This window comes from Flammeovirga sp. AWQ4_249, from assembly GCF_056161045.1.
Genome location: NZ_JBSWYJ010000008.1, coordinates 1 through 25,103 on the forward strand (window position 1 = coordinate 1; position 25,103 = coordinate 25,103).

At 31.8% G+C, this 25,103-nt stretch carries 19 protein-coding genes; 9 read left to right on the forward strand and 10 right to left on the reverse strand.

Annotation, left to right across the window (positions count from 1 at the left end):
* Positions 1-82: 82 nt before the first annotated feature.
* The 4 genes from ACXAHM_RS08300 to ACXAHM_RS08315 all read right to left on the reverse strand — a co-directional run bounded on the left by ACXAHM_RS08300 (position 83) and on the right by ACXAHM_RS08315 (position 3,060).
* A complete protein-coding gene (locus ACXAHM_RS08300; RefSeq protein ID WP_474959958.1) occupies positions 83-415 on the reverse strand; it encodes a hypothetical protein in 333 nt (110 codons plus the stop codon).
* A 128-nt stretch (positions 416-543) separates the two neighbouring features.
* Positions 544-960 carry a DUF2177 family protein gene (locus ACXAHM_RS08305; protein ID WP_474959959.1) on the reverse strand — a complete coding sequence of 139 codons (417 nt, stop codon included), beginning with the start codon at positions 958-960 and terminating at the stop codon, positions 544-546.
* Between the two features lie 141 nt (positions 961-1,101).
* Complete coding sequence (proB, locus tag ACXAHM_RS08310; RefSeq protein WP_474959960.1) at positions 1,102-1,866, reverse strand: glutamate 5-kinase; 765 nt, start codon at positions 1,864-1,866, stop codon at positions 1,102-1,104.
* Complete coding sequence (locus ACXAHM_RS08315) at positions 1,867-3,060, reverse strand: glutamate-5-semialdehyde dehydrogenase (RefSeq protein ID WP_474959961.1); 1,194 nt, start codon at positions 3,058-3,060, stop codon at positions 1,867-1,869.
* 346 nt (positions 3,061-3,406) lie between these two features.
* On the opposite strand from ACXAHM_RS08315, the gene ACXAHM_RS08320 reads away from it, so the two are divergent.
* From ACXAHM_RS08320 to ACXAHM_RS08335, 4 genes are all read left to right on the forward strand, one after another.
* Complete coding sequence (locus tag ACXAHM_RS08320) at positions 3,407-5,701, forward strand: GH92 family glycosyl hydrolase (RefSeq protein WP_474959962.1); 2,295 nt, start codon at positions 3,407-3,409, stop codon at positions 5,699-5,701.
* 7 nt (positions 5,702-5,708) lie between these two features.
* On the forward strand, positions 5,709-8,018 hold the full coding sequence (locus ACXAHM_RS08325; RefSeq protein ID WP_474959963.1) for a GH92 family glycosyl hydrolase: 2,310 nt from the start codon (positions 5,709-5,711) through the stop codon (positions 8,016-8,018).
* Between the two features lie 95 nt (positions 8,019-8,113).
* Positions 8,114-9,034 carry a hypothetical protein gene (locus ACXAHM_RS08330; RefSeq protein WP_474959964.1) on the forward strand — a complete coding sequence of 307 codons (921 nt, stop codon included), beginning with the start codon at positions 8,114-8,116 and terminating at the stop codon, positions 9,032-9,034.
* A 40-nt stretch (positions 9,035-9,074) separates the two neighbouring features.
* Positions 9,075-9,746 (forward strand): VOC family protein, encoded by a 672-nt coding sequence (locus ACXAHM_RS08335; protein WP_474959965.1) that lies wholly within the window; start codon positions 9,075-9,077, stop codon positions 9,744-9,746.
* Between the two features lie 42 nt (positions 9,747-9,788).
* On the opposite strand, the gene ACXAHM_RS08340 is transcribed toward ACXAHM_RS08335, so the two are convergent.
* Both ACXAHM_RS08340 and ACXAHM_RS08345 read right to left on the reverse strand, forming a co-directional pair.
* Positions 9,789-10,223 (reverse strand): hypothetical protein, encoded by a 435-nt coding sequence (locus tag ACXAHM_RS08340; RefSeq protein WP_474959966.1) that lies wholly within the window; start codon positions 10,221-10,223, stop codon positions 9,789-9,791.
* A gap of 38 nt (positions 10,224-10,261) precedes the next feature.
* The gene (locus tag ACXAHM_RS08345) at positions 10,262-11,794 is read right to left on the reverse strand and encodes an arylsulfatase (RefSeq protein ID WP_474959967.1); all 1,533 of its coding nucleotides are present in this window, start codon (positions 11,792-11,794) and stop codon (positions 10,262-10,264) included.
* A 270-nt stretch (positions 11,795-12,064) separates the two neighbouring features.
* Between ACXAHM_RS08345 and ACXAHM_RS08350 the strand changes: the two genes are divergently transcribed.
* The 3 genes from ACXAHM_RS08350 to ACXAHM_RS08360 all read left to right on the forward strand — a co-directional run bounded on the left by ACXAHM_RS08350 (position 12,065) and on the right by ACXAHM_RS08360 (position 18,638).
* The gene (locus tag ACXAHM_RS08350) at positions 12,065-13,024 is read left to right on the forward strand and encodes a helix-turn-helix domain-containing protein (RefSeq protein WP_474959968.1); all 960 of its coding nucleotides are present in this window, start codon (positions 12,065-12,067) and stop codon (positions 13,022-13,024) included.
* 180 nt (positions 13,025-13,204) lie between these two features.
* Positions 13,205-14,299 (forward strand): hypothetical protein, encoded by a 1,095-nt coding sequence (locus ACXAHM_RS08355; protein WP_474959969.1) that lies wholly within the window; start codon positions 13,205-13,207, stop codon positions 14,297-14,299.
* A gap of 76 nt (positions 14,300-14,375) precedes the next feature.
* Positions 14,376-18,638 (forward strand): DEAD/DEAH box helicase, encoded by a 4,263-nt coding sequence (locus ACXAHM_RS08360; protein WP_474959970.1) that lies wholly within the window; start codon positions 14,376-14,378, stop codon positions 18,636-18,638.
* On the opposite strand, the gene ACXAHM_RS08365 is transcribed toward ACXAHM_RS08360, so the two are convergent.
* Positions 18,639-19,094 (reverse strand): hypothetical protein, encoded by a 456-nt coding sequence (locus ACXAHM_RS08365; RefSeq protein WP_474959971.1) that lies wholly within the window; start codon positions 19,092-19,094, stop codon positions 18,639-18,641.
* A 367-nt stretch (positions 19,095-19,461) separates the two neighbouring features.
* Between ACXAHM_RS08365 and ACXAHM_RS08370 the strand changes: the two genes are divergently transcribed.
* Positions 19,462-19,986 carry a hypothetical protein gene (locus ACXAHM_RS08370; protein WP_474959972.1) on the forward strand — a complete coding sequence of 175 codons (525 nt, stop codon included), beginning with the start codon at positions 19,462-19,464 and terminating at the stop codon, positions 19,984-19,986.
* 221 nt (positions 19,987-20,207) lie between these two features.
* Positions 20,208-20,843 (forward strand): DNA-3-methyladenine glycosylase family protein, encoded by a 636-nt coding sequence (locus ACXAHM_RS08375; RefSeq protein ID WP_474959973.1) that lies wholly within the window; start codon positions 20,208-20,210, stop codon positions 20,841-20,843.
* A 464-nt stretch (positions 20,844-21,307) separates the two neighbouring features.
* Here the strand turns inward: ACXAHM_RS08375 and ACXAHM_RS08380 are convergent, their stop codons facing one another.
* The 3 genes from ACXAHM_RS08380 to ACXAHM_RS08390 form a co-directional block, all read right to left on the reverse strand.
* Positions 21,308-22,219 (reverse strand): Rossmann-like and DUF2520 domain-containing protein, encoded by a 912-nt coding sequence (locus ACXAHM_RS08380; protein ID WP_474959974.1) that lies wholly within the window; start codon positions 22,217-22,219, stop codon positions 21,308-21,310.
* On the reverse strand, positions 22,219-23,640 hold the full coding sequence (locus ACXAHM_RS08385; RefSeq protein ID WP_474959975.1) for an MBL fold metallo-hydrolase RNA specificity domain-containing protein: 1,422 nt from the start codon (positions 23,638-23,640) through the stop codon (positions 22,219-22,221). The genes ACXAHM_RS08380 and ACXAHM_RS08385 overlap by 1 nt, the downstream gene beginning before the upstream one ends.
* Positions 23,641-23,807: 167 nt before the next feature.
* Positions 23,808-24,824, reverse strand: coding sequence for an alpha/beta fold hydrolase (locus ACXAHM_RS08390; RefSeq protein WP_474959976.1), 1,017 nt, complete (start codon positions 24,822-24,824; stop codon positions 23,808-23,810).
* Positions 24,825-25,103 lie beyond the last annotated feature (279 nt).

The window sequence follows — 25,103 nt, forward strand, 5'->3', positions numbered from 1 at the left end:
ATTTATTTTAATATTGAATGATTTTATACAATAATAATAGCTTAAACGTGCATTTTTTCAGAAAATGAAAACGTTTAGGACACTATTGTTTTTCAAACATTATTTCTTTGTATAAATTATTCTCATTGCCATCTGAGTCAAAACATTTTATGATTTGGTATACATTTCTTCTCTGATCATTATCGGGATTTTTTTTGATAAGGAACTCAGTTTCTGTACCGTCATCATAGATTTGCTTTATAGAGTATTTTTTTTCTTCTTGATTAAATTCTACATTCCAACGTACTGTAAAAGTACTGTCTGAAACTATTTCATCTGTATCAAAGCTCACAATCTCTTCCTTATAAGATACGCTTTGAGCATGCAGATTGGATGTAAGACAAGTTATTAATAATAAACATAGCAGGTTTTTCATGATAGTTGTTTTGAGTTTTCTCAAAAATCGAAGTTTAGATATTCTCTTTTTTTATAGACGTTAGCTGTAATTAAAATGTTTAAGTTTGCTAGAATAATAATATCTCAATATTTAAATAATTATATTTCTTATTTTCTTATCAACCACCAAGTTGTAAAAACAGAAGTAATAGGAGCAAATAAAACACCCTCCATAGTTATTTCAAGTACTAATGATAAAGGGTAATTTTCTAAAGACCATCCATTTGGTAATGCTAAAGTTCCATAAGCTGTTACACCAAGTAACAAACCTTTCAGATAGGCTGATTTTATATTTTTTTCTTTTACTGAAGGTTCAACAACCAATTTTACAATAGCTATTGTCATGATGAAGAACCATATTAAAATCAAGTAAGGGTTTTGTATATCAGTAAAAAAAATTTCTTTAATTCCAGCTTCTTCCTGAACCCCTTGACTGAATTGCATCCCAAAGGTAAATTGATAGGTTACGTCTACTATAAAATAAATGATAAAGACACTTAAATACTTAAGTATTTCAGTTTTCATACTACTAATTTTTAAATGTTAACTGAAAATAATTTCACTACATCTAAGTTTTAATATTTCATGACAATCATTAAATAGGTTATTTAAATAGTTCAATTCTATAAAAAGAAAATGCCTTGAGAGAAAACTCAAGGCATTTTTCTAAGGTTTAAATTTTGTAAAGGCTATAGAGCCGTCTAAACTTTTCTCTATAAAACTTGTTTTACTTCCATTGACAAGATAAACTTCTATATTTTCATCAAAACAAATCTTTGCAGCACTTACTTTAGAGGTCATACCTCCAGTACCTAGACCGTTTTCTCTTTCTTCAATATACTTCTTTATTTCTTCAAGGTCATTGACAATAGGAATGAGTTCAGCATCTTCATGTAAATTTGGATTCTTAGTAAATAATCCATCAATATCTGATGCTATTATTAATTTATCCGCTTTTACTAATGAAGCTACTAAAGCTGAAAGTTTATCATTATCACCTAAGATAAGTTCTTCTACAGCTACTGTATCATTCTCATTGAAAATAGGTATGAACCCGTGTGTTAGTAATTCATTTACAGTGTTAAGTGTATTTATTTTTGATTCCTTGTTGTCAAAGTCTTTGTATGTCATTAAACATTGAGCAACTTTCAAATCAAAATCTCCAAACACTTCGGCATAGATTTGTAACAATTTTGGTTGTCCAATAGCAGATAGTGCTTGTTTAGAATGAACCATATTGTTTTTCAATCCACTTATATTAATGAATTGCTTTGCAGTAGCAACAGCTCCTGATGATACTAGTATTATATCATATTGATCTCTCAAGGCTAATATCTGACGACCTATATTCTCAATTTTTCCACGAGAAATCATGCTTGTACCTGCAGTAAGGGTAGAAGTCCCTATTTTTACAACGATTCTAGGTTTCATTTAACTTCTTCTTTGACCATTACCTTTAATAAACCACTTATTTGATACGAGTTGTGCTAAACCAACTGGACCTCTAAAGTGTAGTTTTTGTGTACTAATGGCAATTTCAGCACCAAAACCAAATTGGCCTCCATCTGTAAATCTTGAAGAGGCATTATGATAAACTGCAGCACAATCTACTTCATGTTGAAAAGTAGTAGAGCTGATTTCATCAGATGATATTATGACAGCAGAATGGCCTCCAGAATATTCATTAATAGTTTCGATGGCTTCTTCAAGCCCATTTGTCGTTACAAAAAGAATTTTTTCTGAAAGAAACTCTTCAGGCATTAAACTTTTAACATCTGCTTCTTTTATCGAATTGTTTACATTCGCCAAGTTTTGATCTCCATAGATTTCTAAACCAAGCTCATTTGCTTTATCTACTAATGTTGATAGCTTACCTGAAAGATCTTGAATATTTTTATTGAATAATACTTTATCAATAGCATTACATACACTTAATCGACTTTTACCATTAAGAATAATGTCAATAGCCATATCGAAATCGGCATTTTCATGTACATAAATAAAGTTATTTCCACGGCCACTAATCATTAATGGAACGGAAGTAGTTTGTTTGATATAATTGATCAAGCCTTCACCTCCTCTAGGAATAATTAAATCTAATTTATGTGTATTTTCAGCTAATAATTTTTGAGTAGTTTCTCTGTCAATATCAAGGTACTCAACATATTCTTCACTGACATCATTTTGCTTTAAAGCTTGTTTCCACAGTTCCACCAACTTTAAATTGGACTGTCTTGCTTCTTTACCACCTTTTAATAAAATCTTATTACCAGATTTGAATGCGCTTACAGCAGCTTCGATTGTCACATCTGGGCGTGATTCATAAATAATTAATATTTTACCAAAAGGGACCACTCTATTTTCTACTTTCATACCATTGGGATGATTATATGTCGAAAGTACTTGTCCTTCAGGGTCCTCTAAACCAATTACTTCATGTACAGAAGCAACCATTCCTTGTACTTTTTTTTGATCAACTTTTAATCGATCTACCAATGTTGGGTCTAAATCTCCTGCCTTCTCTAGGTCAGCTTTATTGGCCTCAATAATTTTAGAAGAATGATCTCCTATTAAAATAGCCAAATCATTTAAAACAGCATTCTTTGTTTGTGTTGAAAGCATCATAATATTCTCATAGAGTGTTAGTAATATCTTTTACAATCGCTTGGATTTATTAGGCAATATACGATGATAATTTCAAATGAATGATAGCCTTTGTGTGTTTTTTATAAAGTTTGATATGTATTGTTAAAAAATTCTTAAAAAGTAAGTGATTATTTTTTTACCTACGTCTCTAGAATAATTGCCTTAAGTAATTCCTGAAGAGAAGCCAATCTCCTAATAAAACTTAAGAGTAACGAATAGAAGTATAAACACATTGTTTTTAATTATCTACGGAAATATCTTGCAATAAATTGCTTGTTTATGCATGTTTGTGCATTTTTAAATAATGTGCATTATCAATGAAGAAATGAAGAGATTTACTACAATAATTACTTCCCTTTTATTAATAAGTATTGCCATTGGTTGCAGTAATAAAGATGAAAGTGAAAATAAGGTTACGAAGAAACCTATTAACTACGTTGATCCATTTATAGGAACAGGAGGTATTGTGCATACATTTCCAGGTGCAACAACTCCATTTTCAATGATACAATTAAGTCCTGACACAGATACGAAGGGATGGAATCATTGTGCAGGATACCATTATGATGATGATAATATTAAAGGATTTAGCCATACTCATTTAAGTGGAACAGGTTGGTCTGATTTGGGTGATATATTAATAATGCCTACTGTTGGAAAACTACAAATGAACTCAGGTTCATTAGAACACCCTGAGGAGGGATGGAGAAGTAGATTTTCTCATGAGAAAGAACATGCAGAACCTGGATATTATCAGGTCTTTTTAGAAGATTACAATATCGATGCTCAATTAACAGCAGGAAAGCGAGTTGGTTTTCATAAATATACTTTTCCAGAAACTGATTCTGCAAATATTATTTTTGATCCTACAAACATAATTTTTGGTCAAGTTTTAAAAACTGAAATTCAAACAGAAAATGCGAATGAAGTTGAAGGATATTGCTTAAGTAATGGTTGGGGAGGAAAACGCTATGTTTACTTTGTTGCAGAATTTTCAAAACCTTATGAAACATTCAGAATTGCTCAAAATGGTAAAATTTCTACTCATCTAAAAGTGGAAGGGAAAGATGTCAAAGGTTTTGCAACTTTTTCTACACATGAAGGTGAAGCTATTGAAGTAAAAGTTGGAATATCTGCTGTTAGTTTAGAGGGAGCAAGAAACAACTTACATGCAGAAAGAGATATGGATTTTTCTTTAGCATTAAATAATGCTCAAAAAGAATGGTCAAATGTATTAGAGAAATTTTATATAGAAGGAGGGTCTGAACAACAAAAGACAATTTTTTATACAGGTGTTTACCATAATTTTATTGCACCCAACCTTTCTATGGATGCAGATGGTCAATATGTAGCTTTAGGTAAAAAATTACAATCAAATGAATTTACTAATTATTCTTCATTCTCTACATGGGATACTTTTAGAGCAACAAAACCCTTAATTAGTTTCCTTGATAATAAGATCTCAGAACAGTTTTCTAAATCATTGATTGCAAGACATAAAGATGCAGGTGAACATTTACCCTTATGGGAGTTATGTGGCGTTGATAATACATGTATGATAGGGTATCCTTCTGTACCTGTAATTTATGATGCTATGCAAAAAGGTGTTGATATAAATAAAGAAGAAGCTTTCGCAGCAATGGATGATATCGCTCATTTTAATAAAGTATCAAGTTCAGATGGTGATGGAGGATTGAATGAATATATAAAACTAGGTTATGTTCCCGCTGAAATCCCAAAGAATGTTTCAAAGACGTTAGAATATGCTTATGAAGACTGGGTAATTGCACAAGTTGCAAAGGATCTGGGTAAAGAAAAAGAGTATCAGTACTATATGAAACGAGCTCAAAATTATAAGAATATTTTCAACCCGGAACGCAATATGTTTTGGCCTAGAAAAGCAAATGGTGAATGGTTTGGAGATATTCCTACAGATCAATGGGAACCTCTTCAAAAGCACTGGATTTCTGGTAACAAATGGGCCTATGATTATTTTGTTCCTCATGCTTTAAACGACTTCATAGAAATGAAAGGTGGTCGTAAAGCTTTTGCAAATGAATTGGATCATCTGTTTGCTACAGAATTGAATATGCAAGGTGAAGAACATGTAGATATTTCTGGCTTTGTTGGCGGTTATGCACATGGAGACGAACCTGGACATGCTAATCCATATTTATATAATTATGTTGGAGAAGCTTGGAAAACACAAGCAATGGTCAGGAGGTTGATGGGTGAAATGTATACAGATCAACCTGACGGAATGATTAATAATGAAGATTGTGGTCAAATGTCGGCTTGGTATATTTTCTCTGCTATGGGCTTTTATCCTGCCTGTCCTGGTTCACAAGAATATATAATCGGTTCACCAATTTTTGACAATATTACAATGTTTTTAGGGAATGGTAATTCATTTACTGTTGTGGCTAAAAATCAATCGGATAAAAATATATACGTTCAGTCTTTATACTTAAATGGAAAAGAAATAACAAAGTCTTATATCACTCAACAACAAATTGAAGAAGGAGGGATATTAACTTTTGAAATGGGACCTCAACCTAATAAATCATTTGGTTCTGCACTAAGTGATCAACCATTATCTACATTAGCAACTGCACAATAATACTTATATGAAGTTATTCAATTACTTATCAATTTTAATGGTAATTCCTTTGCTTTACTCTTGTACTCAAAAGGAAGAAAAACCACAAATAGAAGACTATACTAAATATGTGAGTACTCAAGTTGGCTCACTATCAGATTTTAGATTATCAACGGGTAATACCTACCCTGCTGTCGCCACTCCATGGGGAATGAACTTTTGGACTCCACAAACGAATAAAAATGGTGATGGATGGGCGTACATGTATCAAAAAGATAGTATAAACGGTATCAAGCAGACACATCAACCAAGTCCTTGGATTAACGATTATGCAGCTTTTTCATTATTTCCTATGACAGGAGAAGTGAAATTTAACGAAAGAGAAAGACAATCAAAATATTCTCATGATACAGAAATAGCTAAACCGCATTATTACAGTGTAAATTTAGATACTTATAAGACGAAAGCTGAAGTAGCACCAACTACTCGAGGTGCTATTTTCCAATTTACTTTTCCTGAGTCAAAAGATGCAATAGTATTAGTAGATGCCTATAATCAAGGTTCATCAGTAAAGATTATTCCAGATGAAAATAAGATCGTTGGTTCTGTAAAAAACAATCATGGTGGTGTACCTGAGAATTTTGCTAATTACTTTGTCATTCAATTTGATCAACCGTTTTCAGACCAAGGTACATGGAATGGTAAAAAGGCAACTGATGCACTAGAAATTAAAGCTGACCGATCGGCAGGTTTTGTAAAGTTTTCTACTAAAGAAGGTGAAGTAATTACTGCAAAAGTAGCCTCTTCATTTATTTCTTTAGAACAAGCTCAAATCAACTTGGATAGAGAAATTGGACAAAAAACGTTTGCTCAAATAAAAGAAGATGCACAATACCAATGGAATAAGGAATTTAATCGTTTAAAAGTAAAAGGGGGATCAGAAAGAAGTATGCAAAACTTCTATACATCAATGTACAGAACATTACTTTTCCCTCGTAAATTTTATGAATACGATAAGGATAATAAAATAGTACATTATTCTCCTTACAATGGAGAAGTATTACCAGGCTATATGTTTACAGATAACGGTTTCTGGGATACATTTAGAGCTGTTTTTCCATTTTTTACTGTAATGTATCCGGAATTGAATAGTCAAATCATGCAAGGTCTTGTCAATACTTACAACGAAAGTGGATGGTTACCTGAATGGGCATCTCCAGGCCATAGAGATTGTATGATTGGTTCAAACTCAGCGTCATTAATTGCAGATTCTTACTTGAAAGGCATTAGAGGGTATGATATAAATACTTTATATGCTGCAATCATTAAAAATACTAAAAATCATGGTCCTTTAGGTTCTGTAGGTAGAATGGGTGTTAATTATTATAATAACCTTGGCTATATACCTTATGATGTTGGTATTCATGAAAATACAGCTCGTACTTTAGAATATGCTTATGCTGATTTTACCATAATGAAATTAGCAGAAGCATTAGGAAGGCCACAAGAGGAAATTGATTTATTCTATAATAGAGCTCAGAATTATAAAAACGTATTTGATTCCTCAACGAATTTTATGAGAGGAAAAAATAAAGATGGATCATGGCAATCACCCTTTATTCCAGAAGCTTGGGGAGGAGCATTTACAGAGGGTTCATCATGGCATTATACATGGTCAGTATTTCATGACCCTGCCGGACTTGGAGATTTAATGGGAGGTCAAGATGCTTTTGCTGCTAAAATTGATTCCATTTTCTCAACACCATCAATTGCAAACCATGATTATTATGGATTTGAAATACATGAAATTACAGAAATGAAAGTGGCTGATGAAAAGTATGGAACAGGTCAATATGCTCATGGCAATCAACCTATTCAACATGGAATTTATCTATATGATTATGCAGGTCAACCTTGGAAAGCTCAAAAGTGGGTTCGTAAAGTATTAAAAGATTTATATAGCCCTACACCTGATGGTTTATGTGGTGATGAGGACAATGGTCAAACTTCTGCTTGGTATGTTTTCTCTGCATTAGGGATGTATCCTGTGGCTCCTGGTACAAATCAATATGTAATTGGTTCTCCTGAATTTGAAGAAGCAAGTATGTCTTTAGAAAATGGAAAAACATTTAAAGTAATCGCTCATCATAATTCTGAACAAAATGTTTACATTCAGTCAGCTACATTAAATGGTCAAAATTTCAATAAAACATATATCACTCATGAGCAAATTATGGCTGGTGGGGAATTAGTTTTTGAAATGGGTCCAAAACCAAATAAAGCTTGGGGTACCGCAAAGGATAGTGCTCCATATTCTATGTCAAGAGATAGGAAATAAAGATAATATATATAGCTTTTGTAATCCCTTGGAATCTACTTCGGTATGTTTTCAAGGGATTTTTTAGTATTATTGATTTTAATAACAAACTAAATATGAAGAGCAAACTATTATTAATTTCTATTCTCACATGTATTTTTTCATGTGAAGAAACAAAACAAGAAACAACCTCTTTTTCTAGTGAAAACACTAAAGAAACTGAAGTCATGACCTTAAATGAGGAAAGAAATGAGAAAAAATTACCTCAAAAGATGAGTAGCTATGATAGTATTGTTTCTTTTAAAAAGGAAAGTGTTGTAAAGCAGGATTCTCAAGAAGAAATGAAAACATTTCAAATTGATTCTACCGTCACTCATATTCCAACTGGTGAAGAAGAGTTACTATGTGAAATCTTGAAAATAGGAACTTTTCATGGTGACGAGGTACCTTCTGAGTATCAAAATATGAATTGGTACGGTTTGTCAAAAAAGAAAGATACTTATTTTTTAGAGAATCATACGGTAATTTTCGACAAAGCTTTTGATCCGGTTTTAGATGAAGAAGGCGACAGTACAGGTATTGAAGTAAAAGTGGAAGAAAATACCGAAAATCTCTTCTATTTATTCTCAGGAATTAATTTAGATACAGGAATGATCACTTCTTCCCAATCCGTAAATGTACCATATTACCCAATTCCTAATGATACTTTGATGATTATAGAAGAGGAGGATACACTACAATTATTTGCAACAGGAGATAAATTTCATCTTAGTGATAACTATTATTCTTTAGCCAATTATAGATTATTTATAAAAAGAAAAGGGAAGGAACAACTGATTTTTTCTGCACCAATTTTTGATGATACAATGCCCAGTGTTTTGTGGATAGGTGATTTGGATAAAGATCAGCAGCTTGATTTTATTATTGATATTGCCACTAAGTATAATGGAGAAGTTTTAGGGTTGTATTTATCAAGTTATGCTGATAGTGGTGAAATCTTAAAAATTGTAGGTGTTTTTGATGCAGTTGGATGTTAAATTTCATATATTAATTAAGAAATAAAATGAAAGATAACTCATGAAAATCCATAAACTCTGCTTACAAACTCAAAATATTTCGAAGCAATATATCTTTTATAAAAATGTATTAGGTTTTCAGACTACTTTACAAGAAGACAAATTAATCGTTAAAGTTGGTTACTCTACATTGGTATTTAAGGAATATCCTTCTACAGCACCGTATCATTTTGCATTCAATATTCCTTATTCGTTGATCGATCAAGCAAAGGAATGGTTGGAGAAAAGAGTTGATTTATTAGAAGAAAGTGATATTAAAATTCATGATTTTTCTAATTGGAATGCAAAGGCCATGTATTTTTATGATGCTGATCAAAATATCGTAGAATTTATCGGGAGAGAAGATATTTCATTCAATAAAAAAGCGTCATTTTCTGAAGAATCTGTTTTTAGTATTTCTGAAATCGGTGTGCCCTCATTGGATATTGAAAAAGTATATCGTTCAATCGAAACAGTTTGTCATTTAGACTATCCAATATATGATGGCAGTTTTGATAGATTTTGTGCGGTAGGTGACCCCGAAGGATTATTTATTTTAATTAATAAAGAGAAAAAAGATACTTGGTTTCCGACTGATGATAAAGCTTTAACTGCACCTTTTGAAATAGAATTGAACCAAGGAGGTAAAGAATTTAGATTGAAATTTAATCAAGAAAAAGAATATTTTGAATAAAAGAAACGCCATCACAATTAGACTTATGATGGCGTTTTTATATTAAACGGAAGTGTAAATTAACTCTTTTTCTGAGACTTTATTTTGTTTGTACTCCCAATAAAAATAGAGTAAGAAACCAATAATTTGAATTGAATCTGAGATTATTACTGGAATGAAATTCATACCCACTTCAGGTAAGTTAAACAGCGTAATTAGTCCTCCAGAAACCATATACGTTTTCTCTGCTATGGCATACCATAAGGTAGTTTTTCGTATCGATAAATTTGATCCAGAAAGATAAATTAAAATACCAATTCCTACGATCATAATTCCCCAATGACCTAGAACTGCAGAGAGTCCATCGATCTGACTGATATCTAATTTTAATGTCAATTTTGTCCCTTCAACAGGAGCGATCATTGATGGTAAAGGCCCTAATAATGTTGCGATACCAGAAACTCTTAAGAATCTATTCCAAAATTTATTTGTTTTCATAATTGTATTTTTTTGTATTAATAATTTTATGCAGTTGATTACATCTTGCTTTTCATTTCATTCTCTTGTCTCATCATCATATCAACTATTTGATCAATGGAGAAAGATGAAGGTTGTTGTCTTTGAGGAAATTTTTCGAAAGAAGAAAGGAAATTTGCGACTAGATCTTGAGCTAAAACACAGTAAGGCACTCTTTCAAAAAACCATTCCCAATAATTATTGGACTCTCGATCTGCTCTCTCATATGGATCTCTTCTTAAGTTAAATAATTTAGGGCATCGCAATTCTACTAAAGGCTCAGTCCAAACTTCCATTTTCGTTGCTCTCTGTTCCATGAATACAACTTTCCAATCTTCATATCTTACACCAACAAACTGTCCATCGTCACTGAAATAGAAAAACTCTTTTCTTGGAGAAGGGACGTTTTTTGTGTCTTTTAAATGGGGAAGAATATTAAAACCATCTAAATGCGCTTTATATTTTCGATCTAAACCATCATGATAAATGCCTTCTTTTAGCTCATCAATAACATTCTCATTGCCAGCAGCAGCCAGTAAAGTTGGAAACCAATCTAGATGAGAAACAATTTCATTGGAGATCTGACCTTCTGGGATAACGCCAGGCCACTTGATGAAACAAGGAACTCTATAAGCACCTTCCCAGTTTGTATTTTTTTCTCCACGATAAGGAGTAACAGCCGCATCTGGCCACGTATTAAATTGAGGCCCATTATCTGTAGAATAAATAACAATAGTATTTTGTTCAATACCTGCATTTTCAATAGCATCTAAAATTCTCCCTATATATCGATCATGATCTACCATTGCATCCATGTAGTCATTGCTATTTTCACCCGCTAAGTTTTTTATTTCTGGACGAGCATGCGTTTTCCAATGCATCCCCAATGTATTGTACCACATAAAAAAGGGTTGATCAGATTTACTGTGCGTATGGATATATGCTTCAGCTTTTTCTACAATTTCAAGATCCATTGTCTCCATTCTTTTTGCAGTCATTGGTCCAGTATCACTAATTCGTCCATCGGCAAAAGCATGGATTACACCTCTTGGTCCATATTTTTCTTTAAAACCTTCTACTTTTGGATAATCTCGGTGTTCGGGTTCTTCTTCGGCATTCGAATGGTAAAGGTTCCCAAAGAACTCATCAAACCCATTATTTGTGGGTAACATTTCATCTTTATCACCTAAATGATTTTTACCAAATTGTACTGTAGCATAACCTTCTCTTTGGAGCATAGCTGCTAATGTTGGTATATCTTCCTTCATCCCTTGAGAGAAACCAGGAAGGCCAACTTTTGTCAATCCTGTTCTCAAACCCGTTTGACCGGTAATAAAAGAGGCTCTTGCAGCTGTACAGGATTGCTCTCCATAATAATCCGTAAATGCCACTCCTTCTTCGGCAATCTTATCTATGTTTGGTGTTTCATATCCCATCTGTCCTTTATTCCAGTAGGAGATATTAAATTGCCCAATATCATCTCCCCAAATTACAACAATATTGGGTTGCTTTGATTTTAAACTTTTTGCATTACTATAATTGTTGATAGTCATTATAAGTAATATTGTAATGCTAAATAGATTGATGTATTTCATTTTCATTGCAGTATAATTTTTGTGGTTCTAAGAGGTGTCTTTAACTTTCAGTGCCTCTTTATTACACTACAAAGGTCATTTATTTTCAATCAAATAAGTTGAATAAAAAATAGAAATAGTTGAATGTGAAACAAAATGAAAATTGAAATTATATTATTTAATTATCATTTAAAGGACAGCTTTAGTAAATTATAGAAATGAAGTTTTGAGAGAAAAAATATAAATGCAATGATAAGACAAGTACATTCTTTTGGAGAGCACAAAGCTGTAATCAAAGAATTATTTAAAGGAGAAAGCATAAATGAGATACAACATCATCTACCTAAAGGAGATATTTACTTTCATACTTTAAAAGAAGGAATCTATAGTTTGATTTTCAATGTATTAAATTATGAGGGGAAACAAAATACCGTATTAGAGTTTACTTCTTCTTATGAAATAGATTATATCTTGATTTTCTTTTTAAAAAATTTATCATTTCAAGGTGAAGAATTAAGTGAGGAATATGCCATAGCAAATGCGCAGGGATTTGTTGTGATGAATGCCAAGCATCATATTAATATTGATTTTTTAAAGGGAAATCAAGCTCATCATATTACATTCTTGGTTTCGAAAACAGCATTAAATGATAAAAAGTGGACAAGTACTCTAAAAGTATTAGATCAACTATCGTTTCGTTTTTTTGATGAGCACCATGATTTAACGATGACGAGAAATACTATCAGACAGACATTTTCGTATTTGAGTGAAATGAAATATGAAGTACAAAAACAATTATTATTAGGTTTACTATATATGGCTTTTGAATATATCGACAGACAAAATATTCCACTGTTAGATCAACCTTCTCAAATCGTAAATAATGATCTTCTTAATAAGATAATTCAAGTACAAAATAAGATCATTGCCTTTTTTGACGATAAACCAGATATAGAATCTTTGTCAAAAGAGTTTTCTTTATCAACAACAGAATTAGACCAAAACTTTAAGATTGTATTTGGACAAAGTATTGCCGCTTATCATCAAAAACATCGAATTCATAAAGGTAGAGATTTATTGGTTTCTAAAGAAATGAATGCCAAAGAGATTGCCTATCATTTAGGATATTCAGATTTACCTCACTTTTCTAGAACATTTAAAAAAGAATTTGGGCTTTCTCCTCGAGCATATATGCAACAATTTTTATAAATGAATATATATTCACATATAATTTGTAAATTGTAATTATTAATAATAAAACTGTATACATTCTTGCTTTAAAGTTTAGAATTGTAAAAAATTACAATATTTTTGTTACTCGAAATTGAATAGAATTAAGAATCGAATACTTATAAACTCAACTTTATATGTATTCCTTTAGATATAAAAATGAAAGATATTGTAACTCAAGCAGGTTCTGTAACCTTAGAACTAACAGACGAACTTACTGATGATGTAGTTCAAATGTTAGAAGAGACCCTTTGGGGAACAGAAGGAGGTGTGAGGTATTCGCATACGGAAACAGAACCAAATTTAAGGTTTACAAAGAAAGCTTATTTTTTAAATCTTAGAAGAAATAATACGCTTTTGAGTACAATTACTTTAATTCATAAATCGACTGAATTTAAAGGTAAACCTGTAGAGACCTATCATATTCGTTATTTTGCGTTCTTGAGTTCACTACAAAGTTCAAAGCAGAATACGAATAAGAAGAAAAGAAAAACGAGTTTTCTTGATCAGCAATTGATCAACTTCTTTAATATGTATCAAATGCCTGAGAGTAAAGACAATGGTACACAACAGATTTTTCATGCTCAAGTAGAAAATGATAACTCTCGTTCTAAAATGTTTACTGAAAAGGTGGGTTTTAGGACAATTGGCAAAATGACGACGCTAACATTCAGTAGAATTAGCCCTAACAAACATGCTTCTGTAAGAAGAGCTTCAACAGCTGAAATTCCTAAGGTCAAAGAACTAACCAATTCTTTTTATAAAGATTATGCTTTCTACTCAAATGAAAATGTTTCACGAAATGAAAACGTTTTTGTTTTAGAAGAAAATGGAGAGATTATCGTAAGTGGTCAAGCTTATGTGGGTAATTGGAAGTTTGAGCATCTTCCTGGTGCTGAAGGCGTGATCGCAAAATATTTCCTTCCTTATATCCCTTTTGCGAACCGATTATTTAATTTCAATAATCACACTTTTGTAACGTTCGAAGGATTGAATTGGAAGAGAGGGCACGAGCATCGTATCCAAGATTTTATTTCTTCGGTATTAGTGGAACTTAAAAAATATGTTTCTTTCATTTGGATGGATCCGGATTCTGAAGATTACAAGAACAGTAAAGCAAAAGTAGATTGGGGTGTCTTAGAACATTTAAATAGTGGTTCAAAATCATCGATTATTATTCGTACTGATCATGAGGAAGAATACGAAGAATATGGAGCAATGGATAAATTTATCTCCAATTTCTATATACTATAAGTTATTTTTATCCTTAATTTGTAATCCCAAGGTTATGGCTACTTTGGGATAATTTTATGTCTAAAATTTTGCCTCTGTGATTTTCTCAATAGAAACCTACAATAGTTTTAAAGATAAATTAGATACCTATACTTTATCTGAACAATACCGTATTACTGCTTTTATAGTTGGCGCAGGAATGCAAGGACTATCTGTGTCTAAATTAAAGGAAATCAATAAGACTTTTCTTGATTCAAAAACTCCTCATAGAGTTACTCAAGCCATTAATGATCTTGTAGATACTTTATCTTTTGATGAGGTGATTTATACTGTACAAGAAAGAGGTGTCAAATATTATAAAGTTGAAAAAATTGAATACTATTTGGCGGCTTTACAATGTGCAAGTGAGAATTATGATAATCCATTATACAAAGAAGCCATAGATCAGATTATTTATGATCAAAAACCTTTTCCTTCATTTTGGGGAAAGGTAACTTTTAAACCAGAGTCTATTGTTCGAGATATTGTTCTTAATCAATCCAAACTGAATCTTCATTTATTGATAACTAATTATTTTAAAGAAGAATTTAATGAAGAAAATGAATATACAAGTGCTCTGTGGTTTGGGTTATATACTCTTTTTTCATTTAATGTTATCAATGATACCCTCTCTGATAAAATACCTGTAGAAATATGGGATGTCATTTTTAAAGGAGCACATCAGGCCGTGATTAAAGGAGAAGTTGATATACATACGCTTGGAATTTTTGACAAGTATGCTTCTAAGTTCTACAAAGACGAAGGAATACTTAAGGCTTTATTATTAATGTGTCAAGGCTATTCGGATTCGGCAGCTGAGACTATTGATAAAGCAGATACATTGGATAGTAGTTTATATGCTTATTATGTTGCTCTTTCTAGTAAAAAGAAAGAAAAAGTATTACAATATATAATTAATAGAGCTGGTATTGATAATGTAAAAACTCAAGCAAAAAAGAAATCATCTAAATTTTGGACGCAATTGACAGATGATCAAGAGGTAATTCTAATGTTAGTTGTTTATCAAGAATACAAGCAGATAGGCATTACACTTTTGAGAAATCGATATATTTATCTTGAGAAAAAAACAAAGACTAGCTTTCAAGCGTCTTTCTATAATTTATTGTTAGATGCCGTTATTTTATTAAGTACTGGTTCGACTGTAGAAGCCCAATTATCAGATCGTGTGATTCAAGAACATCTTCGTATTCAACTCCATGAGATGTTGGTGACCAATCATACTTCTATGACTAAAGCCTTTTTATTTTGGTTATATGGCAATTTATGGGGAGGTTCATCAACATTGGATGAAATACTTTACAATTTCTTATTGTCGCATACATTTGATTATCAAAGAGGAGGAAATCAATGGCTTGCCTCACTTTGGGCTGATGCATTGTCTAAAAATACGTATGAGGAAACAACGACAAATTTAAGTTACCTTATTGATCATGATTTATTTCTTTTTGAAGATGTTTTAAGTGAGTCAAAAGAAGAAGAATGGGAGTTGTTATTACAAAAGATGGAAAACATCGCTGATGACTTTCATTTAATTGATCAAAAAGAAAATAAAGGACCGAGAGAAGGAAGACTTTTATGGGTAGTTTCTGATCACAGATTGTTTGTCCAACCAATGGAGCAGACAAAACTAAAAAATGGCAAATGGTCCAAACCAAAGAAAATTTCTGATGCTCGATTACTCAAAAAAGGAGTAAAAGGAATGCTGGAAATAGACTTTGAAATTTTAGAAAAAGCGATCAAAACATATGGTCGTGGTTATATGGATTTTGATGTTTTAGAAGTTTGGAAACGACTAGAAGGACATCCTAATGTTGTATTAGAATCCGATGATAATGTAGCTGTCATTGTTGAGAAAAGACCATTTGAATTACAAATCAATGAAAAAGGAGGGAGCTATGTACTTTCTTTGGATAAAGAAATCAATATAGATTTTCCACTGAAAAGAGAAACTCCAACTAGGGTTGTCTACTATGATGTGGATCAAAAAATAAAGCAATGGGCTGAGAATTTTCCTCAAGAAGTTATTATTCCTAAAAAGGGTAAAACTCAACTCAAGAATGTGATTACAGCATTAGGTCAAACTTTAAATATTCATTCAAATGTTGAAGATATTCGTGAAGAATTACCTGAAATAAAAGCAGACCAAACACTGCATGCTTTATTAACGCCAAGAGGGAATAATATACTTCTTGAGCTTTATATGAAGCCTTTTACGACCATTCCACCTTATGTAAGTCCAGCTTCAGGAAAAGAAGTTTTAGTAGAGGATCTGGAAAGAGTCAGAACAAGAGCTGTCAGAGATTTACAAGAAGAAAAAGCGATTTTAGAAAAATTCTATTATCAAAGACCAATGCTTGACAATACAAATGATGGACATCATGCATGGGAATTGAAAGATAGGGAAGATACTTTAAATGCATTACAGGAATTGCAATTTGGTGATCTAAAACCTATTATTGAATGGCCTAAGGGAGTACGTTTTAAACTGCTTTCTCAAGTGAGTGGTGAGAGTATCACGATGAATATTGAGTCAAAGAAAAGAGATTGGTTTGCTGTATCAGGTGAAGTAAAGATTAATGAAGAAGTTGTTGTTTCTCTAGAACAGTTATTGAAGTCATTCAAAAATGATCCAAATAGTACTTACGTAGAAATACAGAAAGATCAATTTGTAGCTTTAACTGATCAATTAAGAAAGCAATTAGCAACGCTAACGAGTATCGCTGTTCAAGATAAATTAGAATTTAGAGTGCACCGATTATCATCATATGGAGCTCTAAATGCATTGACCAATGAAGCCTTAGTACGTAGTGATGATTCATGGAAGGATTTGCAGGAAAAAATCAATTCTGCAAATGAAATGACTTTCCCCATACCAACTACTCTACAAGCCACATTGAGAGATTATCAAGTAGAAGGATATCAATGGTTGTCACAATTGTATTCATGGGGTGGAGGAGCTTGTCTTGCAGATGATATGGGACTAGGTAAAACACTACAAGGAATTGCCTTAATGCTCCAAAATGCGAAACAAGGACCGACTCTAGTTGTTGCACCTTCTTCAGTAACATTTAACTGGGTCAATGAGATTCGTAAGTTTGCTCCTACATTGAAACCTCATTTACTTTACCAGGTCAATAACCGAGATATAGCCATCAAAAATGCCGATCAATATGATGTGGTCATCTGTAGTTATGGTTTAATGCAATCGAACTATAAATCTCTGGTTAAAAAAGATTGGAATATTGTTTTGTTGGATGAAGCACAAGCGATCAAAAATAAGACGACAAAACGTTCTCAAATTGCAATGCAGTTGGAAGGGAAGATGCGTATTGTTACCACAGGTACACCCATCGAAAATAATCTTTCAGAATTATGGAACCTCTTCCAGTTCATTAATCCTGGCTTATTAGGTTCTTGGGAAAATTTCAATAAAAATTTCGTTCTAAAAATAGATTCAGGAGATCAACATCATTCTCGTTCAGCAAAGAAAGTATTAAGATCATTAATTTCTCCATTTATTTTAAGAAGAAAGAAAAGTGAAGTGTTGGATGAATTACCTCCAAAAACAGAAGCACAATTGTCTGTCAATTTATCTGAAGATGAAATGACACTTTATGAAGCACACAGAAGGACTGCATTAGAAGAAATTGAGGGTGCTTTAAAGAAAAATGAAAAAGAGAATATTCAACTGCAAGTACTTGCTGAATTAACGAAACTACGTCAAATTTGCTGTCATCCTAGCTTAGTGGATCATGAATGGCAATTGATGGGAAGTAAGGTGAAATTACTTTTAGAAACTTTACATGAATTAAGAGAAGGTGGTCATCGTGCCTTGATTTTTAGTCAGTTTGTTGGTTTCTTAAGTATCATCAGGAAACAACTTGATCAAGAAGGAATTTCTTATCAATATTTAGACGGATCAACTACAGTAAAGAAAAGAGAAAAAAGTATTGATGCTTTCCAATCAGGAGAGGGAGATGTATTTTTGATTTCTTTGAAAGCAGGAGGTACAGGATTAAATCTTACTGCTGCTGATTATGTTATTCATATGGACCCATGGTGGAACCCGGCAGTGGAAGATCAAGCAACAGACAGAGCACACAGAATGGGGCAGAAACGTCCTGTGACCGTTTACCGATTAATTTGTAAAGATACTTTAGAAGAAAGAATGATTCAGCTACATGCTGATAAACGAGAATTAGCGAATGATTTGTTGACAGGAACAAGTAAAGCCACTAAGTTGAATACCACTGAGTTATTGAAATTATTACAGAAAAACGAAAAGATTTTAACGCCTTAATTATTCGTTAATTTCTGTATTTTCATTAAGAATAGGTAATGGATATTTGTCAATATAAATTTCCGTAGCAGACTTTGAGGCTACATTATTTTGATCTACGATATATAATACCACTTCATATTCTCCTACAGTTTTTTCTGGAATATTGAATTGACCATGAAATATATCTCCTTCAAAATCATCATAGATAAATGAAGATCTCCATGCGTTTTCATCATTGGCATTGATAGGATGAACATCAACTTTTAAATAGCCTATATCCACATAATCTAGTTGAGCAGTTACTTCTAAAAACTGAGATGTTTCATCGTATGCTTTTACAGCTGTATTAAGTTCATATACCGTCATTAGATCATGTTGTACATTTTCTTCAGAACCCGTACAAGAAGGCATTGTTGAAACTACTGTAAATAAGCTAAAAATATATAATATAGTGATCTGTAAATTTCTTTTCATCGGCTAATAACTAGGCGTAAAAAATGAGTAAAACAGGAGCATCTTTGGTAGGTATTTAATAAATAGACATACACTTGATGCACCTGATACCTAAGTTCCTGTATACATAGATACTTTAAAGAAAGAAAAGGTTGGAAAGAATTCAAAAATTCTTAACGTTTTGCAAACTTAATTATCAAATTATTAGAATAAATACAGATTCATTTTTGTGATTAGCTAAATTGATGGAAAATTTATGCTCTGAAACTCATGTATATTGCATTTTTTAGTCATTTAATATTAAAATTATTATTTGAAATACATGTTTTGGGTACATTAGTTGCTCAATAAATATCAAAATGATTAACGACTAATAATGTACTCCATTATGAAAAAGTATACTATTTTTTTATTATTTATTCTCTTTAGTTTTGCTGCTAATGCACAAACAGGTAGAAAATATTTTTTACATGACAAAAAACCAACTGGTGTGGTTTTAGGTGCTTCTATAGGTAATGATACTCAACTTAGATTGAGTACTTATGCTTATAATTTTTATGTTGCATACTCGTCTAACTTTACTTCAATCGGACCTGGAGTTCCTACTGGAATTGATAGCTCTTTGGAAAACACAGGTAAGAAATCGGTTTTTAATATGAATATTGGATATATGATCCGATTAAGGAATACCTTTAGTTATGGTCTTTATCTAGTACCTCAATTTGTATATGAAACAACAGCAGATCTATATAAAGTGAGAGGGGCTGAAAATTCACCTTATATAAAAGGAGAATCAGAGATAAACTATGGTTTTGGAGCTGATTTGATGTTTGTTGATGTAAGTGGATTTACTGTTTCAGTAGGTGGATCATCAACTTCAGGTGTTAATTTAGGACTTGGTTTTTCATTCTAAAGAAAAATATTCAAATATTTAAACCTCACATTGTTGAGGTTTTTTTTTGACCTAATCAAAATAACAAAAGACCTTTTTGGTAAAATTCACACTGTAAAATTATCCGTTTGATACAATATACAGAGTCATCAGAATGAATTAGAAAATATCATATCAATATAGTTGTAAGACAGTGGGAGATTTTTAATCTTTCACTGTTTTTTTATTTAATACACAGTAATATGGAATTTTTTGAAATAGAACAAAGAGCTTTAGATCATTTATCGAAAAAGGATAAAAAATTAGGAGAAGTCATTCAAAAAGTAGGGGTTGTAAAAAGAAGGATCAACCAAGATCTGTTTTCTTCCATCATAAAAATTATTATCGGTCAACAAATTTCTACTAAGGCCCAAGAAACGGTATGGAAACGTTTGAATGAAAAAGTGGATAAAGTGAATGCAGCTTATTTATCTGAACTTACAATTGAAGATTTTCAAGGTTTAGGAATATCATTTAGAAAAGCGGGTTACATTAAAAATTTTGTAGATAAAGTATATGATGGGTCTTTTGATTTAGAAGGGTTAAAAAATAAGGAAGATGAAGAAGTCATTGCTGAATTATCCTCCTTAAAAGGAATAGGAGTTTGGACAGCTGAAATGTTGATGATTTTTTCAATGCAACGGACAAACATTTTAAGTTTTGGTGATTTAGCAATTATCCGAGGAATAAGAATGCTTTATAGACATAAAGAAGTCTCAAAAGAAAGGTTCCTTAAATACAAAAAAAGATATTCACCTTATAATTCAGTGGCTGGTTTATACTTATGGGCAATTGCCGGAGGTGCACTAGAAGAATTAACAGACCCTTTGAAACAATAAAACACCTTACTGATAGTATCAATAAGGTGTTCATGAACTTAACTCTCTCATTTTTTTATTACTTATATTCTAAGCATATTCATCTAACTTCTGTTATAGTATACTGTTTATAGATTAAAATAGTTTCATATTAAACAAAATATTTTTATTTAATTTATACATGAATAGATAAAAGAAAAAGGTTTAACGTAAAACATTAAACCTTTTAGTACTTTCTAGCTTAATTTACTTTTACTTAAATACGTGACTAAATTAATTCTCTTAATAATTGACTTCACTTATTATAACATTGTTACATATGTAATTATACGGAAGTGATTTTAATTTGTATGTTAAAAAATAAGAAACTAATTAACAGTTTGTTACCTCTCGAAAAATCAGTGAATTAAAAATCAAAAAGGCCTGCATAAAATTGAAAAGTATTGATATTCAATCTTATACAGGCCTTTTTGATGTGGTTTTTATTATTCTTCCAAATCGAGATAATCTTCATCTTCTTGAGATAATGTATTTCCCATTTCGGTTAATTGATCTTGTAAATGTTGTTGCTCTTCTAATTCAGCCAACCTGGCAATTTCTTCTGCATCGACATAATGTCCTTCTTTGCCTTGAATAGCATCTGTCATTTGTTGATAAATATCCTTATAACTATAGGAAATATCTTCAAGTGTATCTAAATGACGTTTTATTGTCTTGTTATCATGACGAATAGCAGGTCCTGTTTGCCCTTCTTTAGGACTAGGAAGATAAAATGCTTTGTCTACCGTTTCTTGAACCAAATGTTTTAGATCATGAAAATTTAAACCAGAACTTTCTGTAAGTTGAGAGGAGATTTCTAACAGGTGATTCGTAAAATTACAAGCAAATACAGCAGCGATATGCAGCTTCTTTCTTTCTTCACTATTGAGATGAAAAACTTTAGGCGTCAAGATTTCGGCAAGATCAGCTAATTTATCCAAAGCCACTTTAGCTGTAGCATCAATACAAATTGGCACTTCTTTAAAGTTGATTTTTTTCTCAAATGAGAAAGTCTGTAATGGATAGAAAACTCCAGTATATAATGTTCTTCCACCTAAAACTTCCAAAGGTGTCCCTCCTGAAGTATGTACTAAAATTGCTTTTTTATTGGGTAACTTTATTTGATCTGCTATACTTTGAATAGCATTATCGGCCACAGCAATGATAAAAACTTCAGCAATACTTTTACTGAAATCCAATGTTGTAGTTGGTTTAGCATCATAAAATTTCTTCGCAAGCTTTTTTGCATGTTTAATATTTCTACTGAACACTTCTTCTATGACGATACCTTTGTCTTCTAATGCAATGCCAAGGTGAGTAGCTACTCTACCTGATCCAATTAAAGTAACTCTTTTCATTATATAATAAACTCATGCCCCTTAGTTGGGATCATAACATTTTCATAACCTAAATTTTGAATTCTACTTCTGAAAGCTTCCATTGATTCTTCTTCTCCATGATTTAAGAAAATCTGTTTGACTTTCTTTTGATCTTGATGTTTAATGAAGTTTTCTAAATCGTTGACATCACCATGACCACTAAAAGAATCGGTTTGCTCGATTTTACAATTAACTTTCAATTCTTCATTACCCATACGTAAATATCCTTCGTGATCTCTCAGACGAGCACCTAATGTTCCTTCTGCTGAAAAACCAACCATTAACACAGTTGCATAAGGATTTCCCATATTTGCTTGAATGTGTTGTTGGATACGACCACCTTCTAGCATACCTGAAGATGAGATAATGATGCAAGGTTCATTGTAGTTTGAAATGGCCTTACTGTCATTTTGTTTCTGTGCGTACTCTATGTTATCGAAATTGAATAATGAATCATTATCTTCTTTGAAGTCTTTAGCTTCCTTATTTAATAAATAAGTGAAATCCTCATAAATACGATTACTTTGCATGGCTAAAGGTGAATCAGCAAAGACTTTAATTCGAGGTAGTTTTCCTTCTTCAAATAATTTATTCATTTCAAATAGAACAGCTTGCGTCCTACCAATACTAAAGGCAGGGATAATTAGTCTTCCTGGAATTTCTACACAAGAACGCTTAATAACATCACACAATTCTTTAGAAGAATCTTCAATTTTAGTATGTTCTCTATTACCATAGGTTGTTTCACAGATTACATAATCTGCCTGAGGAACTGGCTTTGGATCTTGTAGTAGCGGGTAATCTTTTCTACCAATATCTCCTGAAAACAAAAAGGTTTTTAATTCACCTTCTTGTTCAGCTTCAATATAGACATGTGCAGCTCCTAAGAGATGTCCTGCAGGAAGAAATGTCACCCATAAACCAGGTTTAATATTAAATCTTCTTGCAAACTGAATGGGTACTACTTCTTTCATTGTATCACCTACATCAGAAGGAGTATATAGATTTTCAGGTATAAAATTGAAATGGTCTACACTCAATCCTCTGGATTTTCTTTTACTGTAGGCTTTCAGTTTTCGTTGATTTATGCGGGCTGAATCTTCTAACAAAATCTGAGTTAGAGAAGCGGTTGCAGAAGTACATAAAATTTGACCTTCGTAACCTTCTTTATATAAATTGGGTAATTTACCCGAATGATCTAAATGGGCGTGTGTTAGTAACACCACATTGACTAAAGAAGCATCAAAAGGTAATGCGGAATTTGGATATAAGGGTTGAGTTTCAGCCATATTGGCCATATCAATCCCACAATCTATTAAGATTTGATATCCATCATCTAAGGTCAACAAAGTCATACTACCTGTTACCTGTTCCGCTGCTCCCCAAAATGTAAGTCTCATGTAGGTATTTATTTTTCTAAAAAGTGTTTCAAATGTAATGGGATTCTATTGTAATATTAGTAAAAACAAAAGAATATTTTTCTATCTTTTTAGAAAGAAAAACCTAGTAGCAATCTAAATTATAAGATTAATGCTACTAGGTGAATAAAAATCAATCAATTAACAAACTATATTAAAATTGAATTTGGGTTATATTTTTTATAATCATGATCTATCCAATTGATGAGGATATTTAAAAATTCTTCAGATTGATCTTGATAAGAGAAGTGCCCACAGTTTTCAATGATATTTAGTTGGCTATTTTTCATCCTTTGATGTATTCTTTCAGCATTGTCAACTGGTAGTATTTCATCATTTCTGCCCCAAAATAATTGTGTAGGTAAAGAAATGATATCTAAGAGTGGATCTACACTGGCCAACGATTGAGGATATTTATCAAACCATTCAATTGGATTTTTTAAACGACCTGCATATGATTTTTTATAGTCTGATAATTCAAATGCATTGGGAGTATAATTAGCATAACCTATTTTGTTACCCACTTCAACAAATGCACCTGATCCAACAAAATTTCCAATTAGAAATTGCCAAAAAGAAGAGAATCCTAATTTTTCAATAATTGAACCATTTGTAGATGGATCTATAGCAGGACCATCTCCTATAACAATGCTCTTTACATCATTTTCAAAAGTGCCTACATAATAAAGGACAGATGGCATTCCAATATCTGGTCCAATCAAATGAGGGGATTTTATTTTAAGTATTTCAATAAATTGCTTTAGAAACTCTCCTTGTGCTTTAAAGGTCATGTATTCTAATCCACCTTCACTTCGACCAAAACCTGGTAAATCATAAGCATATACTTCATATTTTTCAGTAAGTGATTTCCAAATTGGAGCATAAGCTATGATACTTTGAGGAAGTGGAGAAAGTAATACTATTTTTTCTTTCCCAGGATTTTCATGAAATGCATAGCGAATATTTACACCATCTATAGAAATATATTGTGTTGCAATATTTATTGGATTATGGATAGTTGCTTGTTTTTTATATCCATTCTTTATTCTTCTATTTTGAATACTTTTATATTCTTTCGTGAATTTCATTAAGAATGAAGCATAAAAGTGATCTAATGTATGTAAGGTTTTTAAGGGCTCATTTATATAAGATAATGTAGCTTTCATTTTTGTAATTTTTTGATGAATAATAATTTAGATACACACAAAGGTATTTTTATTATAATGAAAGCAGTTGAACATTTCTAAGGAAAAGTTGAACATCACACAAAATACTATTTAAATTTTTTTGTTAATGCAAATTAAGTAATATACTGAAATACAGGGTAATAGTCTTTTTTGATTAGTGTTTCATTTTAAGATTTAAGAAACTACCCTAAAGGGTAGTAGAAAAATAGTCTCCGCTATCTATATTTGTTATATCAACGGTTAGATATTAATTGATAA

Bases quoted from the DNA above. Each gene is read 5' to 3' on its own strand.
- ACXAHM_RS08300 (WP_474959958.1), bottom strand. From the start codon at position 415: ATGAAAAACCTGCTATGTTTATTATTAATAACTTGTCTTACATCCAAT.
- ACXAHM_RS08305 (WP_474959959.1), bottom strand. From the start codon at position 960: ATGAAAACTGAAATACTTAAGTATTTAAGTGTCTTTATCATTTATTTT.
- proB (WP_474959960.1), bottom strand. From the start codon at position 1,866: ATGAAACCTAGAATCGTTGTAAAAATAGGGACTTCTACCCTTACTGCA.
- ACXAHM_RS08315 (WP_474959961.1), bottom strand. From the start codon at position 3,060: ATGATGCTTTCAACACAAACAAAGAATGCTGTTTTAAATGATTTGGCT.
- ACXAHM_RS08320 (WP_474959962.1), top strand. From the start codon at position 3,407: ATGAAGAGATTTACTACAATAATTACTTCCCTTTTATTAATAAGTATT.
- ACXAHM_RS08325 (WP_474959963.1), top strand. From the start codon at position 5,709: ATGAAGTTATTCAATTACTTATCAATTTTAATGGTAATTCCTTTGCTT.
- ACXAHM_RS08330 (WP_474959964.1), top strand. From the start codon at position 8,114: ATGAAGAGCAAACTATTATTAATTTCTATTCTCACATGTATTTTTTCA.
- ACXAHM_RS08335 (WP_474959965.1), top strand. From the start codon at position 9,075: ATGAAAATCCATAAACTCTGCTTACAAACTCAAAATATTTCGAAGCAA.
- ACXAHM_RS08340 (WP_474959966.1), bottom strand. From the start codon at position 10,223: ATGAAAACAAATAAATTTTGGAATAGATTCTTAAGAGTTTCTGGTATC.
- ACXAHM_RS08345 (WP_474959967.1), bottom strand. From the start codon at position 11,794: ATGACTATCAACAATTATAGTAATGCAAAAAGTTTAAAATCAAAGCAA.
- ACXAHM_RS08350 (WP_474959968.1), top strand. From the start codon at position 12,065: ATGATAAGACAAGTACATTCTTTTGGAGAGCACAAAGCTGTAATCAAA.
- ACXAHM_RS08355 (WP_474959969.1), top strand. From the start codon at position 13,205: ATGAAAGATATTGTAACTCAAGCAGGTTCTGTAACCTTAGAACTAACA.
- ACXAHM_RS08365 (WP_474959971.1), bottom strand. From the start codon at position 19,094: ATGAAAAGAAATTTACAGATCACTATATTATATATTTTTAGCTTATTT.
- ACXAHM_RS08370 (WP_474959972.1), top strand. From the start codon at position 19,462: ATGAAAAAGTATACTATTTTTTTATTATTTATTCTCTTTAGTTTTGCT.
- ACXAHM_RS08375 (WP_474959973.1), top strand. From the start codon at position 20,208: ATGGAATTTTTTGAAATAGAACAAAGAGCTTTAGATCATTTATCGAAA.
- ACXAHM_RS08380 (WP_474959974.1), bottom strand. From the start codon at position 22,219: ATGAAAAGAGTTACTTTAATTGGATCAGGTAGAGTAGCTACTCACCTT.
- ACXAHM_RS08385 (WP_474959975.1), bottom strand. From the start codon at position 23,640: ATGAGACTTACATTTTGGGGAGCAGCGGAACAGGTAACAGGTAGTATG.
- ACXAHM_RS08390 (WP_474959976.1), bottom strand. From the start codon at position 24,824: ATGAAAGCTACATTATCTTATATAAATGAGCCCTTAAAAACCTTACAT.